Source organism: Pelomonas sp. KK5 (assembly GCF_001984095.1).
Lineage (GTDB): Bacteria > Pseudomonadota > Gammaproteobacteria > Burkholderiales > Burkholderiaceae_C > KK5.
In genome coordinates this window covers 33,466-46,508 of record NZ_LYVQ01000019.1, presented here as the reverse complement: position 1 = coordinate 46,508, position 13,043 = coordinate 33,466, and the positions used below count along the sequence as shown (strand labels likewise).

Sequence of the window (13,043 nt, the reverse complement as noted above, 5' to 3'; positions counted from 1 at the left end):
GTGGTCGCCCACGCCGAAGCGCAGCCACATCGGCGGCTGCCCTGCCCCGCCGTTCTCGACCTCCCAGCCGCAGGCAGCCTGCATCAATTGGTCGAAGCCGGGCCAGTCGGCGCGCGGCCCCCGCGGGCCATAGGAACTGATGTGACCGCAGATGACGCCGGGATGCAGCGCGGCCAGTTGCTCCGGTGCGATACCGAGCTTGCGTGCGGCGGGCATGCGGATGTTGTGGTGGACCACGTCGGCCCACTTCACCAGCGATTCGAGCGCCGCGGCCGAGGCCGGATCGCCCAGCTTCAGCGCCAGCCCCCGCTTGCCCCGCTGGGTGCCGGCGAAGATGCGCTCCAGCCGGCGCATCGCATCGCCGGACGGCGGTTCGACCTTGATCACCTCGGCGCCCAGATCGGCCAGCAGCATGCAGGCGAAGGGGCCGGCGAGATAGGCGCCCAGGTCCAGCACCTTCAGCCCGCTCAGCGGCGCCCGGCCGGCGCGGCCTGTTCCCGCCTGGGCTTGTGCCGGTCCGGGCGCACGCTCCAGGTGATAGGCCAGGCCAGGCTGCCGGCGTCCGTCGCGCTCGAGCACATAGCCGTTCAGCCGCGCCTGCTCGTCCGCATAGATCTCGCCGAAGGGCACGGCGACCTGGGCGGCCACGTCGTGCTGCCAGAAGTGCCGCGCCCAGTCGTCGGCATTGCGGGTGGCGATGATCGCGCGGTTGGCACCAAAGTTCGGCGCGACATGGCTGGGCGGGAACTTCGCGTTGGCGGCGGCCACCGCTTCCGGGCCCATGGCAGCCAGCGCCTCGGCCATCCAGGGCGCCTTGTCGGGCGAGTAGTGCACATGGATCCAGCGGCCGTCCGCGCAGCGATGCAGCGGGATCGGCGTGCTCTTGTCCAGGCCCTTGGCAAACACCGGTGTCGGCCGCGCGGCGCGGGACCAGTGCATCGTCATCGGCACCAGCGCGGCCTGGGCCAGGCTGGTGTGCGCCGCGCCGCCTCGGCCGCCATCGCGCCTACGCGCAATCAGCCGTGACATCACCGCAATCGCGCTGAGCCAGCCGGCGATCCAGTTGGCGAATGGCATGCGGATGTAGATCGGGCCGGGCCGGTGGCCGGGCTGTTCGTCCAGGCCGCCGAGCGCGGCCAGTACCAGCGTCTCGCGCACGGGCGTGTCCGCCCAGGCATGCGACTGCGGCCAGGCGCCGATGGCCGAGACGATCAGGGCGGGGAAGGTGGCGGCAAGCGCCTCGTCGTCCAGCCCGGCTCGCTGGGCGGCTGAAGGCGGCAGGTCGTGGATCAGCACATCGGCCGAGGCCAGCAACTCATGCAACTGCGCCCGCCCCGGCTCTGTGTCGAGGTCCAGCGCGAGACGCCGCTTGCCGCGCCCGAGCACTTCGAACTGCGCCTCACTCAATCGCGGCGAACGGTACCGCGATGGGTCGATGCTCAGCACCTCGGCACCGGCCTCGCACAGATGCAGGCTCGCGCTCCAGCCGGCCACGTCCTTGGCCACTTCGATGACGCGCAGGCCGGCGAGGACGGCGTCATCGCTCATCGCTTCAGCCCAGCGCCTGCTCGATGGCCGCCAGCAATGCGGGATGCTCGGCCGCCACGTCCGGCGCAAAGCGTGCGAGCACCCGGCCATCGCGACCGACCAGGAACTTCTCGAAATTCCAGGTCACGTCGGTCTCACGCTTGGGCAGCAGGCCGTGCTGGGCCAGCGTCTTGTGCAGCTTGTCGTCGCCGGAGCCCTGGGCCTGCGGCTGCGCGGCGATTAGCGCCTGGTACAGCGGATGGCGCGGCTCGCTGTTGATCTGCACCTTGGCGAACAGCGGGAAGTGCACGTCGTAGCTGGCGTCGCAGAAGCTCTGGATTTCGGCCTCGGTGCCGGGCTCCTGGCCCGCGAAGTCGTTGCAGGGAAAGCCCAGCACCTGCAGGCCGCGCTCGCGCTGCTGCTGGTACAGGGCCTCCAGCCCGGTGTACTGCGGTGTCAGCCCGCATTTGGATGCGACGTTGACGACCAGCAAGACCTGACCCTTGTAGGCCGCCAGCGTCGCGGGCGTGCCGTCGATCCGGGTCAGGGGGATGTCGTACAGCGATGGTTCGCTCATGTCGTGCTTGCCTCCTCATAGGCCTGTTGGACGTAGGTCATGCGGCCGCCGGCCAGCATCAGCGCGCAGAACAGATTCAGCTCGACGACCTCGGGCACGCTGAACCAGCGCGTGAGTTCGTCGTAGACGGTGTCATCGATGGCCGTGTAGTCGCCGGCGAACAAAGTCGCATAGCGCAGCGCCGCACGCTCGGGAGGACTGAAGCGCTCGCTGTCGGGCGCGAGGCAGGCCATGTCGCCAAGGTCAGCCAGGTCGGCCTCGGTGACCGTGTCGCTCTTGCGCGCCAGCCGGCAGGCCTGGCAGTTGGTGATCGAGGCGATCTTGAGCCGCACCAGTTCCCGCAGCCGCGCGCCGAGCAGGCCGTGCGCGTGCAACTGCTCCAGCGCCTGCAGCCATGCGGCGGCCACCTCGGGCCGGTGCGCCCAGACCTGGACCGGCACCGTGGTGCTGAGCATGCCGCTGCTGCGCCCGCGCTCCGTCGCCGCTCGCAAGCCCGGCGGGAACTCGCTCAGCGGCACGAGGGGCAGGCGCGGCATCGCGGGCTCCGGCTTCAGAGGCGTTCGATGATCGTCGCCGTGCCCATGCCGCCGGCGCAGCAGATGGCCTGCAGGCCGTAGCGGGCGCCGCGGCGCTCCATCTCGTGCAGCATCGAGACCATGATCCGCGCGCCGCTGGCGCCGAGCGGGTGGCCCAGCGCGATCGCGCCGCCGTTGACGTTCAGCTTCTCGTGCGACACGCCCAGCTCGCGCATCCACACCAGCGGCACCGGCGCGAAGGCTTCATTGACCTCGAACAGGTCGATGTCCTCGATGTTCAGGCCTGCCTGCGCCAGCACGCGCCGGGTGGCGGCGATGGGACCGGTCAGCATCAGCGTGGGGTCGGAGCCGACAGTCGTGAAGGCGCGCACTCGCGCCCGTGGCTTCAGCTTGAGTTCCGCGGCCGCCTCGGCGGAGGCCAGCAGCAGCGCCGCGGCGCCGTCGGAAATCTGCGAGGCATTGCCGGCGGTGATGCGGCCGTCGGCGCGGAAGCTGGTCTTCAGCGTGGCCAGCTTCTCGGCAGCGGTGCCGGGGCGGATCGTCTCGTCGGCGGCGAACACCGGCGCCTCGCCTTCCAGCGCCTTCTCGCGCAGCGCCATCACCGGCACCGGCGTGATCTCCTTCTGGAACCAGCCCGCCGCTGCGGCGGCGGCGGCGCGGCGATGGCTCTCCACCGCATAGGCGTCCAGTTCGCTTCGGCTCAGCTGCCATTTGTCGACCAGGCGCTCGGCGGCCTCGCCCTGACCGGTCAGCTCGTACTTCTCGCTGGCCATCCAGCCGAAGGCCTCGCCGTGCAGGTCGCGGTTGCTGCCCATGGGCACGCGGCTCATGTTTTCAGCGCCACCGGCAACCACGATGCGGGCCGCGCCCGCCTGGATCAGCCCCGCCGCCACATGGACGGCCGCTTCGCCGGAACCGCACTTGCGGTCGATCGTGAGACCCGGGATGGTCTCGGGCCAGCCGGCGCCGAGCAGCGAGGTGCGCGCGATATTGGCCGACTGCTCGCCGATCTGCGTGACGCAGCCGAAGATCACGTCATCGACCGCATCGGCCGGCACGCCTGCGCGCTTGACCAGTTCGGCGATGACGTGGGCGCCCAGATGATCGGCGCGCACGCCGGCGAGGCTGCCGCGGAACTTGCCGACCGGCGTGCGGACGGCGTCGATGATGTATACGCCCATGGGATCCTCAGAGTGCGCCGGCCTTCAGGCCCGAGGCCGGCACGCGCTGGCCGCCTTCGTACTTGTAGACGCCGTGGCCGGTCTTGCGCCCCAGGCGGCCGGCGGCCACCATCTTGATGATCAGCGGGCAGGGGCGGAACTTGTCGCCCAGCGTCGAATGCAGATAGCGCAGCACCGACAGGCGCGTGTCCCAGCCGGTCAGGTCACCCAGTTCCAGCGGGCCCATCGGATGGTTGAAGCCCAGGCGCAGCGCGGTGTCGATGTCCTCGGCGGTGGCCGTGCCTTCCTGCAGCATCCACATCGCCTCGTTGCCGAGCAGCGCGGACATGCGGCTGGTCGTGAGACCGGGCGATTCATTGACGACGATGCTGGTCTTGCCGATGGCGTCCGACCAGTCGCGGGCCCGGGCGACGGTCTCGTCGTCAGTGGCCAGGCCGCGCACCAGCTCCACCAGCTTCATCTTGTGGACCGGGTTGAAGAAGTGCATGCCGACGACCCGCTCCGGCGCCGCCACCGCGGTAGCGATCTCGGTGACGCTCAGCGCCGAGGTGTTGGTGGCGATGACGGCGTTGGCCGCCAGCACCGGCGCGGCGGCGGTGATCACGGCCTTCTTGATGTCCAGCTTCTCGGAGACGGTCTCCACCAGCAGCGAGGCGCCGGCGGCCGCCGACACGAGATCGGTGGAGATCGTCAGCCGAGCCTTGGCGGCAGCGGCCGCATCGGGCTGCACCTTGCCGAGCTTGACGCCGTCGTCCAGGATCTTCTCGATCTGCTGGCGGGACCCTTCGAGCGCCTCGCCATTGGTGTCGACCAGCACGGTCGGGAAGCCGGAACTGGCGAAGGCGTGGGCGATGCCGGTGCCCATCAGCCCGGCGCCGACGACGATGATCTTGTCTGTGAGGTCTGCCATGGTGCTGGCCTTTTGGGTTGTCGCTCTTGGGTTGTCTTAGCGGGCCAGCTTCGGGCCCACGGTGTTTCTGAGGATGCCGATGCCCTCGACCTCGGCCTCGACGACATCGCCCGGCTTCAGGAACAGGCCCGAGCCCTGGGCGGTGCCGGCCGGCGAGCCGGTGAACATCACGTCCCCGCATTCGAAGGTGGAGCGCTCGTCGACGAAGCGAACGAGGAAGCCCACGTCCCAGGTCATCTCGGCGGTGTTGCCGTCCTGGCGCGTCTCGCCGTTGACCTTGAGCGTCAGCCGGCGCTTGGGCGAGCCCTCGGGGAATTCGTCACGGGTAACGATCCAGGGGCCCAGGCCGGTCGAGCGGTCCTGGCTCTTGGCGGCGAACAGGTCCATGCCAACGCCGGGCGGGCCGCTGCGCTGCAGGTCGCGTGCGCTGACGTCGTTGCCAACCGTGTAACCGAGCACGCTGGACAGCGGATCGTCGCGATCGACGCTCTCGGCGCCGATCACGGCTACCAGTTCCACCTCGTGGTCCAGTTCCTCGGTAAGCGGCGGATAGCGCATCTCGTCGCGCGCGCCGATCAGCGCGCCGAAGGCCTTCAGGAAGGCGATCGGCTGGCCGTGCGGCTTGACCAGGCCGAAGTCGGCGGCCAGATGCTTGGCGTAGTTGGCGCCGGCAACGACGACCCGGTTGCCCTTCTCGATCGGTGGCAGCAGGCGCACCGCCGCCAGCGACAGCGGGCCGCCGGTGGTCTCGATCGCGCCGGCTTCGCCGCGGGTCAGCCGCGGCGCCCAGTCGGCAAAGGCGCCCTTGATCGGCGTGACCGTCTGCGCCGGGACATCGACCAGAGCCCAGAAGGCCGCCCCGCCCGTCGTGCAGCGCGCGATCTTCATGCTGCGGCCACCTGCTTCGGCACCGGGCTGCCCAGCTTGGCCGGGTCGAGGTGCAGCAGCTCGCAGGCATTCTTCCAGCGGATCTTCTGCAGGTCCTCGTCGGACAGGCGCAGGCCGTCGGTCAGGTCATGGCGCACGGCATCGCTGCCGCCGAAGTTACTGCCGTAGAGGATGCGGTCGGCGCCGAGGATGTCGATCAACGCCTGGCGCATCGGCAGCTCGTGCAGCTCGACATCGAAGTAGAAATTCTTCAGGTACTCGGTGACCGGCTTCTTGTTGTAGGAGACATCGAGGTTCGGGTTGCACTGCGCCATGCGGCCGAGCTGGTAGGGCACGTAGCCGCCGCCGTGGGTGATGTAGACCTTGAGGTCGGGGAAGCGGTCGAACACGCCGCCGTTGACCATGTACCAGAAGCAGCGGGTCTCGTCGTAGTTCATGCCGACGATGGCCGTGGTCTCGTAGCGGTCGTCGTTGGCCTTCTTGCCCCAAGTCACCGACTGGTTATATCCGTGCACGAACATCGGCAGGTCCAGGTCGCACAGCGCGCGCCAGACCGGGTCCATCTCCGGGGAGTCGAACTCCAGGCCGCCGAAGTTGGCGCCGCCGGCCACCAGGCCCTTGGCGCCCAGGTGCGTGCAGGCGCGGCGGATTTCCTTGGCGGCTTCCTCGGGCACATTCAGCGGCGCGTGGGCCCAGGCCATCAGCCGGTCCGGCGCCTGGCCGCAGTAGCCGGCCAGCGTGTCGTTGACCTTGCGGGCGAAGGGCACCGAGAACTCCGGCTCGGCCCAGTACATATAGCAGTGCGAGGGCACCGACACGACCTGCGCGTTCTGGCCCGCGGCATCCATGCCGGCCAGGCGGGTCTTGGGATCGGCCCAGCGGGCGAGGTAGGTTTCCAGCTTGGGACCGTTGCCCGAGCGGACGGCCGCTTTGCGCTCCGGCGAGCCGAGGCCAAGAATCCAGTCGCCGACGCGCAGCTTGATGTCGCCGTCCTGGTGCTGCTCGAAGAACGGGCCCCAGTGCGGATGCTGGTTGTAGTAGTCGGGGTGCGGGGCGTGAGCGTGCAGATCGATCAGCATGGGGTGAACCTCGATGAATGAATGTTCGTCAGGAATTTGTCCGGGTCGCCAGCCCGCGTGGCTCTTAGGGTCGCGGTGGGATGTCGTGCATCATGCCAATGTTAGGCATATTAAGCAAATGTGTTCAACTAATGGCTTTCCAGTAGGCAAGCGGGAGCATGCAGATGGGTGCGATACAGCGGATGGACCACTTCACCGTCGTCACCGACCGGCTGGAGGAAACGCGCGTGTTCTATGAACGGCTGGGCCTGGCAGCGGGGCCACGGCCGGACTTCGGCATCGGCGGCCTGTGGCTTTACGTGGGCGGGCATCCGGTCCTGCATGTGATCGAGGTGCAGCAGATGCCCAGCCCGCGGCGCGGCGCGCTGGACCACATGGCCTTCATGGGCGGCGATGCCGTGTCCACGCTGGAGCTGCTGCAGCAGGCCGGCATCGCCTACCGGCTGGTGCGCCTGCCGCGGCCGTACAGCACCTGGCAGGTGTTCTTCCTCGATCCGAATGGCGCGGAGGTGGAGGTCGACTTTGACGCGGCGCAGGCCATCCCGGCTGCGCTGCGCGTCTCACCCGACGCCGGTCAGATCAGGCCGTCGTAGGAGCCGCCGTCGACCTGCAGGTTCTGGCCGGAAATGAACGAGGCCTGGGCCGAGCAGAGAAAGGCGCAGGCATCGGCGAGTTCCTCGGGGCGGCCCAGGCGCCCTGCCCTGACCATGCGGGCCTGCAGGGCGCGCGCCTCTTCGAAGCTGATGCCGCGATCGCGCATCATGCGCTGCGCCATCTCCTGCTGGCGGCCGGTGTCGATGTGCTGCGGCAGCAGGTTGTTGATGGTGACGTTGTCGGCCACGACCTCGCGCTGCAGGCCCTTGCAGAAGGCGGTCAGCCCGGTGCGGGCGGTGGTCGACAGGCTCAGGCCAAGGCGCGGCGACTTCACCACGGCCGAGGTGATGTTGACGATGCGGCCGAAGCGGCGCTCGCGCATGCCGCCGACAACCGCCGTGATCAATTCGATCGGCGCCAGCATATTGGCTTCCAGCGCCCCCAGCCACGCCGCGTGGTCCCAGTCGCCGAGCTTGCCTGGCGGCGGGCCGGCGTTGTTGTTCACCAGGATGTCCGGACCGGCGGCGATCTCCAGCAGCGTGGCGCGGCCCGACGCGGTGTTCAGGTCGGCCATGGCCAGCGTCGGGCGCCGGCCATGCAGGCGCTCGATCTCGTCTGCAGCGTCGGCGAGCCGGCCCGCATCACGGCCGTTGAGGATGACGTCGCAGCCCTCGCGCGCCAGGGCCGAGGCACAGGCCAGGCCCAGCCCGCGCGAGGACGCGCAGACGAGCGCCCGGCGCCCGAGCAGTCCAAGATCCATCGGCACCGCCCTCAGCGACGGCTGCGGACGACGCCGGCGCCCATGATCGTCGTGATCATGCGGGTCACGCGCCTCGGCAGGCTGTGGCGCTCGGTCGAGCCGGTCACCAACTGCTCGCTGAGCACGTAGCGGATCAGCATCTCGCAGACCAGTTCACGGTCGATGCGGGCGCCCAGGCGGTCGTCCCAGGCGTCGAAGACCGGCCGCAGCACGTCCTCGAAGCGCACGACGGCGTCATGGAAGATGCGCTTGAAGAAGCTCAGCGCGTAGTCCGGCGCCACCAGCAGCAGGCGACGTGCGTTCCCGTGTTCCAGGTAGCGCTCCAGATAGGCCAGCAAGGCGTCGAAGCGCTCGTCCGGGTCGGCGAAGGGCTCGACGGCCTGCTGTAGAGATCGGTGGAAGCCATCGCGCTTGTGGCGGGAGAAGGCATCCAGCAGGTCGTCCTGCGAGGAGAAGTAGCGATAGAAGGTGCCGCGCGAGACGTTGGCGAGCTTGCACACGTCCAGGATGGAGATGCGGCTGGCACCGGACTCCAGCACGATCTGCTCGGTCGCGACCAGGATGGTCTCGATCGTCTCCTCCGAACGCTTGTTGCGGCGCTTGCGGCGCACCGGCGTGGCGGCCGGTGCAGGCACTGCCGCGGCCGGAGCCGCGGCCGGCGGCACCAGTGCAACGACGGGCTTGGCGGGCTTCGCAGCCACTTTGTCTGCCGACGCCTTCACGGCCGCGGTCTTGGGCACTTTCGTCCCTTTTGTTGTGGCCTTGGCAGCAGCCGCGCGCTGCGTAGGCTGCGCGACAGCCGACAGCGCCGCGCTGCGCCGGGCCGGTGCCTTGCCGATGGCATCGATCACTTGCGCCGGCGACTGCTCTTTCTCTCGTCCCATGTTCGGTCCTCGCTGAGGGTGCTGGATTGTCGATCAAGTACTTGGTTTTTAGACACGCATTTCTGGATGCGGTCCGGGTCTTTCAGGGTAAACACGCGTGGGGTGCGATGCTCCTACATCTAGAATTTGATTCTCATATTGGAATAGATAGAAACGGGGATTTCCATGCTTGATGCCGCTGTTCGCAATGAAAAATCGCTCACCGGCATGGGCAGCCCCGACACCTGGAGCCTCGGCGAGCGCGACACGGTGATCGCCGCGCTGGACCGCGCCGTGGCCCGTTTCCCGGACCGCGTGTTGCTCGATTTCGCCGGGAAGCTGTACACATACGCCGAAGTTGACCGACTCTCCAATTGCATGGCGCACGCATTGCAAGATCTGGGCCTGCGGCAGGGGCAGACGCTGGTCTCGATGTTGGACAACAACATCGATGCTGTCGTGGTCTGGCTGGCGGTGAACAAGCTGCGCGCCGTCAGCGTGCCGATCAACACGGCGCTGCGCGGCGAGTTCCTGCGCCACCAGATCGCCGACGCCAATGCGGCGCTGGTCGTCTGCGAAGCCGATTACCTGGAGCGCATTGCCGCGGTCGTAGCGGGCGCGCCCGCGGTGAAGCAGATCCTGCACCGTGGTGAAGCGGCCGTGCCGGCAGACCTGCACGTCGGCGTGGCGCCGCTGGACGCCCATCGCGGCAGCGATGCCAGCTCTTTCGCCGACAAGCCCGATCCGGCCGAACTGGCCTGCCTGGTCTACACCTCGGGCACGACCGGGCCATCCAAGGGCTGCATGCTCAGCTACAACTTCATGTGCAACCTGGCGCGGCTGCAGTTGCGCGCCGGCCCGGCCACCGAGAAGGATGTGACGATCACGCCGCTGCCGCTGTTCCACATGAACGCGCTGTGCGTGGGCATCATCTCCAACATCCTGGTCGGCGCGCGGGTCTGCGTCGTGCCGCGCTTCTCGGTCTCCAACTTCTGGCCGGAGGTCGAGCGCTCCGGCGCCACCATCGCCTCCATCCTCGGCGGCATGGGCGGCCTGCTCTCGCAAGCGCCCGACAGCGACGCCGCCAGGCGCTGCTTCGGCCAGATCCACACGGTACGCGGCAATCCCTTCACCGAGGAAACCAAGAAGATCTGGCGCGAGCGCTTCGGCGCGAAGCAGGTCGGCGGCAACGGCTACGGCCTGACCGAAGCCTGCGTGGTCACCTCGCTGCCCGGTGGCGAGTACGCGGCGCCGGGCTCCTCGGGCAAGCGCATTGCCGACTTCGACGTGCGCATCGTCGACGAGCTGGACCGCGAGCTGCCGGCCAATACGGCGGGCGAGATCGTCGTGCGGCCGCTGCGCCCCGACATCATGTTCATGGGCTACTGGCGCCGCCCGGAGGACACGGTCAAGCTGCTGCGCAACCTCTGGTTCCACACCGGCGACATCGGCAAGTTCGACGAGCAGGGCTTCTTCTATTTTGTCGATCGCAAGAAGGACTACCTGCGCCGCCGCGGCGAGAACATCTCCAGCTTCGAGATGGAGGCGGCCTTCGCGGCGCACCCGGCGATCGCCGAGGTGGCCGTGCATGCGGTGCCGTCGAGCAAGGGCGAGGACGACGTGAAGGTCACCGCTGTGCTGCACGCGGGCGCCACGCTGGCCCATGCGGAGCTGTTCCGCTGGTCCACCGATGCGGTGCCCTACTACGCGCTGCCGCGCTACATCGAGTTTCGCGATTCGCTGCCGAAGAATCCGCAAGGCCGGGTCCTGAAGTATTTGCTGCGTGACGAAGGCAAGACGGCTGCCACCTGGGATCTGGAAGAGACCGACATCAAGGTCGCCAAGCGCTGAGGCGCTTTCGAACCCGCGGGCCCGCCATCGCAAGACGGCGGGCCTTGTTCTTTCTGCGGCGCTCAGCGTTCGCGCACCGGCACGTCGGCCGGCCGCGAGTTGTAGCCGGGCAGGTGCAGGCCACCGTCCACATGGATGGACTCGCCGGTGACGTAGCGCGACATGTCGCTGGCCAGGAAGACGACGGCCGGGCCGATGTCCTCCTCGGGGTCGCCGCAGCGGCCCAGCGGGCGCATTGCGGCCGACTTCTCCGCGAAGCCCGGGTTCTCGGCACAGAGCTTGTGGAAGGTCGCGCCCATGGCCGTCGGCGCGATCGCGTTGACGGTGATGTTGAAGCGCCCCCACTCGGAGGCGGCGCTGCGCGTCAGGCCGAGGATGCCGCCCTTGGCGGTGTTGTAGTCGCCGTGCAGCCAGGCGCCCATCTCCACGTCGATCGAATAGAAGTTGACCACCTTGCCGCCGCCGCGGGCGCGCATGTGCGGCAGCGCCGCCTTCATCGCCCACCAGCTGGCCCAGACGGTGGAGCGCAGCGTGCGCTCGAGCATCTCGTCGGTCTTGTCCTCCAGCTTGACGTTGGGCGTGGGCACGAAGGCGTTGTTGACCAGGATGTCCAGGCCGCCGAAGGCCTCGACGGCGGCGGCGATGGCGGCCTCGATGCTGGCCTTGTCGGTCACGTCGGTGCGCACGAACAGCGCCCGTGCGCCCAGCTCCACGCATTCGGCGGCGACGGCCGGGCCGGTGCGTTCGTCGATCTCGGCGATGACGACCACGGCGCCTTCGCGCGCGAAACGGCGGGCCACGCCACGGCCGATGCCATTGCCGGCCCCGGTGATCAATGCGACCTTGTCACGCAGCAGCGCCATCTCCGACCTCGCAAATTAAATATGAACACATTTCGCACTATCGTACACTTTACGATCAATATGTCTAAGTGAAATCTCCATGGGCGCCTTCCGTCGACGCATCGTGATTGCCCATGAGGGCGAGCTGCAGCGTGGCACGGCCCGCGCCGCGCTGGAAGACGACTTCCACCACTTCAGGGTCGCCGTCGACCACGAATTTGAACAGGTGCTGCACGTCGAGGGGAGCGCGCTGCGCAATCCGTACGCGCTGTGTCCCTCGGCGGCCGGGCCGCTGGGCGCCCTGGTCGGCATGCGGCTGGACGGGATTGCCAGCTCGGTTGGGCGCTTCACCGAGGCCAGCCTGCAATGCACCCACATGTTCGACCTGGCCGGCCTGGCGATCGCCGCGGCGGCCAAGAAGCGGCCCCGTCGGAAGTACGACATCGAGGTGCCGGACCGCGTCGACGGCTGCACGCAGGCGAGGCTGTGGGCGGACGGCGAACTGCTGCTGGACTGGCCGCTCGACGGACTGCTCATCGCCGGTCCGGGCGTGTCGCTGCGCGAGGGCTTCTCCCGCTGGGCCTTGCAGACGCTCTCTCCAGACCAGGCCGAGGCCGCCATCGTGCTGCGCCGCTGCGCGATGATTTCCATGGGCCGGCAGAAGAACCTGGACATCCAGATCCACGCGATGCCGACCGGACGCTGCCATGTCCAGCAGCCGGAGCGCGCGGCGCTGGCCTTGCGCAATGTCGGCTCGACCTGGGACTTCAGCGCACGCGCCGCGGCGCTGTGCGCCGACGATGAAAAATGGCTGGCGTTCGAGTGAACGCCAGCCATTCGCGGAAGGCCTGAAGAAGGTCTTTAGAGGAAGATCGCCAGGTTCGGCGTGCCGAGCACGGCCTGGTCCAGCAGGATCTCGCGGCGGGCCAGCTTGAAGCTGCTGCCGTCCTTGCGCAGGATGTCGTGGCGCTCGGCGCTGATCAGGTCGAACTCGTCGAAGTTGAAACGGCTGCGCGTGACCAATAGGTAGCTGACGACGGCGAACTCATCGGGCTTGGCGGTTTTGCGAACCATCACGTTGGTGACGAGGCGACGCGTGCGCGAGGGCGGATCCTCGGCCCAGGCACTCTTGCCGGTCAAGCGCATGATGCGGCCCATCATCGAGCGGTAGTCGTCGTGGTAGTGCTGCACGCTGCGCACATAGGTGGCGGCCTGGTGGGCCGAGCCGCGGGTCTCGCGCAGCGGCGCGTTGTAGACCAGGTCGGTGGCCAGCGTCGCGGCCCATTCCGTCAGGCGGATCTGGTCGAGCAGCGCCGCCTCCTCATAGAGGAATTCGACGATGCGGTTGTACTCGGGCGCGCCCACCGGCACGCGTTCGAAGGTCTCGGTGGATTCCACGGCCTGGCTTTCAAGAACGGCTGACATGACAGATTAG

Annotated in this window: 14 protein-coding genes; 3 read left to right on the top strand and 11 right to left on the bottom strand. The window is 68.4% G+C overall.

Going from position 1 to position 13,043, the window contains the following annotated elements; all coding sequences use genetic code 11:
* From B0W88_RS34615 to B0W88_RS04490, 7 genes are all read right to left on the bottom strand, one after another.
* Positions 1–1,548, bottom strand: a 1,548-nt coding sequence (locus B0W88_RS34615; protein ID WP_077033462.1) for a CoA transferase, incomplete at its 3' end; no start/stop codon positions are given.
* A 4-nt stretch (positions 1,549–1,552) separates the two neighbouring features.
* A complete protein-coding gene (locus B0W88_RS04515; protein ID WP_077033461.1) occupies positions 1,553–2,104 on the bottom strand; it encodes a glutathione peroxidase in 552 nt (183 codons plus the stop codon).
* A complete protein-coding gene (locus tag B0W88_RS04510) occupies positions 2,101–2,640 on the bottom strand; it encodes a carboxymuconolactone decarboxylase family protein (protein ID WP_077033460.1) in 540 nt (179 codons plus the stop codon). Before B0W88_RS04510 ends, B0W88_RS04515 begins: the two co-directional genes overlap by 4 nt.
* 14 nt (positions 2,641–2,654) lie before the next feature.
* Complete coding sequence (locus B0W88_RS04505) at positions 2,655–3,821, bottom strand: thiolase family protein (protein WP_077033459.1); 1,167 nt, start codon at positions 3,819–3,821, stop codon at positions 2,655–2,657.
* A gap of 7 nt (positions 3,822–3,828) precedes the next feature.
* Positions 3,829–4,731, bottom strand: coding sequence for a 3-hydroxyacyl-CoA dehydrogenase (locus B0W88_RS04500; RefSeq protein WP_077033458.1), 903 nt, complete (start codon positions 4,729–4,731; stop codon positions 3,829–3,831).
* A 36-nt stretch (positions 4,732–4,767) separates the two neighbouring features.
* A complete protein-coding gene (locus B0W88_RS04495) occupies positions 4,768–5,619 on the bottom strand; it encodes a fumarylacetoacetate hydrolase family protein (protein WP_077033457.1) in 852 nt (283 codons plus the stop codon).
* Complete coding sequence (locus B0W88_RS04490; RefSeq protein ID WP_077033456.1) at positions 5,616–6,698, bottom strand: amidohydrolase family protein; 1,083 nt, start codon at positions 6,696–6,698, stop codon at positions 5,616–5,618. The genes B0W88_RS04495 and B0W88_RS04490 overlap by 4 nt, the downstream gene beginning before the upstream one ends.
* 164 nt (positions 6,699–6,862) lie before the next feature.
* Between B0W88_RS04490 and B0W88_RS04485 the strand changes: the two genes are divergently transcribed.
* Entirely contained in the window at positions 6,863–7,291 is a 429-nt protein-coding gene (locus tag B0W88_RS04485) for a VOC family protein (RefSeq protein ID WP_077033466.1), read from the top strand.
* Here the strand turns inward: B0W88_RS04485 and B0W88_RS04480 are convergent.
* Positions 7,273–8,052 (bottom strand): SDR family oxidoreductase, encoded by a 780-nt coding sequence (locus B0W88_RS04480; RefSeq protein WP_077033455.1) that lies wholly within the window; start codon positions 8,050–8,052, stop codon positions 7,273–7,275. The genes B0W88_RS04485 and B0W88_RS04480 overlap by 19 nt on opposite strands.
* 11 nt (positions 8,053–8,063) lie before the next feature.
* Entirely contained in the window at positions 8,064–8,936 is an 873-nt protein-coding gene (locus B0W88_RS04475) for a TetR/AcrR family transcriptional regulator (RefSeq protein WP_083748576.1), read from the bottom strand.
* 207 nt (positions 8,937–9,143) lie between these two features.
* On the opposite strand from B0W88_RS04475, the gene B0W88_RS04470 reads away from it, so the two are divergent.
* Complete coding sequence (locus tag B0W88_RS04470; RefSeq protein ID WP_233151621.1) at positions 9,144–10,766, top strand: ATP-dependent acyl-CoA ligase; 1,623 nt, start codon at positions 9,144–9,146, stop codon at positions 10,764–10,766.
* A gap of 62 nt (positions 10,767–10,828) precedes the next feature.
* Here the strand turns inward: B0W88_RS04470 and B0W88_RS04465 are convergent, their stop codons facing one another.
* Complete coding sequence (locus tag B0W88_RS04465) at positions 10,829–11,629, bottom strand: SDR family NAD(P)-dependent oxidoreductase (RefSeq protein WP_077033453.1); 801 nt, start codon at positions 11,627–11,629, stop codon at positions 10,829–10,831.
* 79 nt (positions 11,630–11,708) lie between these two features.
* Here B0W88_RS04465 and B0W88_RS04460 point away from each other — a divergent pair, with 79 nt between their 5' ends.
* Positions 11,709–12,434: a DUF2889 domain-containing protein gene (locus B0W88_RS04460; protein WP_077033452.1), complete on the top strand. Its 726-nt coding sequence runs from the start codon at positions 11,709–11,711 to the stop codon at positions 12,432–12,434.
* Positions 12,435–12,469: 35 nt separating this feature from the next.
* Here the strand turns inward: B0W88_RS04460 and B0W88_RS04455 are convergent, their stop codons facing one another.
* A complete protein-coding gene (locus tag B0W88_RS04455; protein ID WP_077033451.1) occupies positions 12,470–13,033 on the bottom strand; it encodes an aromatic-ring-hydroxylating dioxygenase subunit beta in 564 nt (187 codons plus the stop codon).
* Between the last annotated feature and the right edge of the window lie 10 nt (positions 13,034–13,043).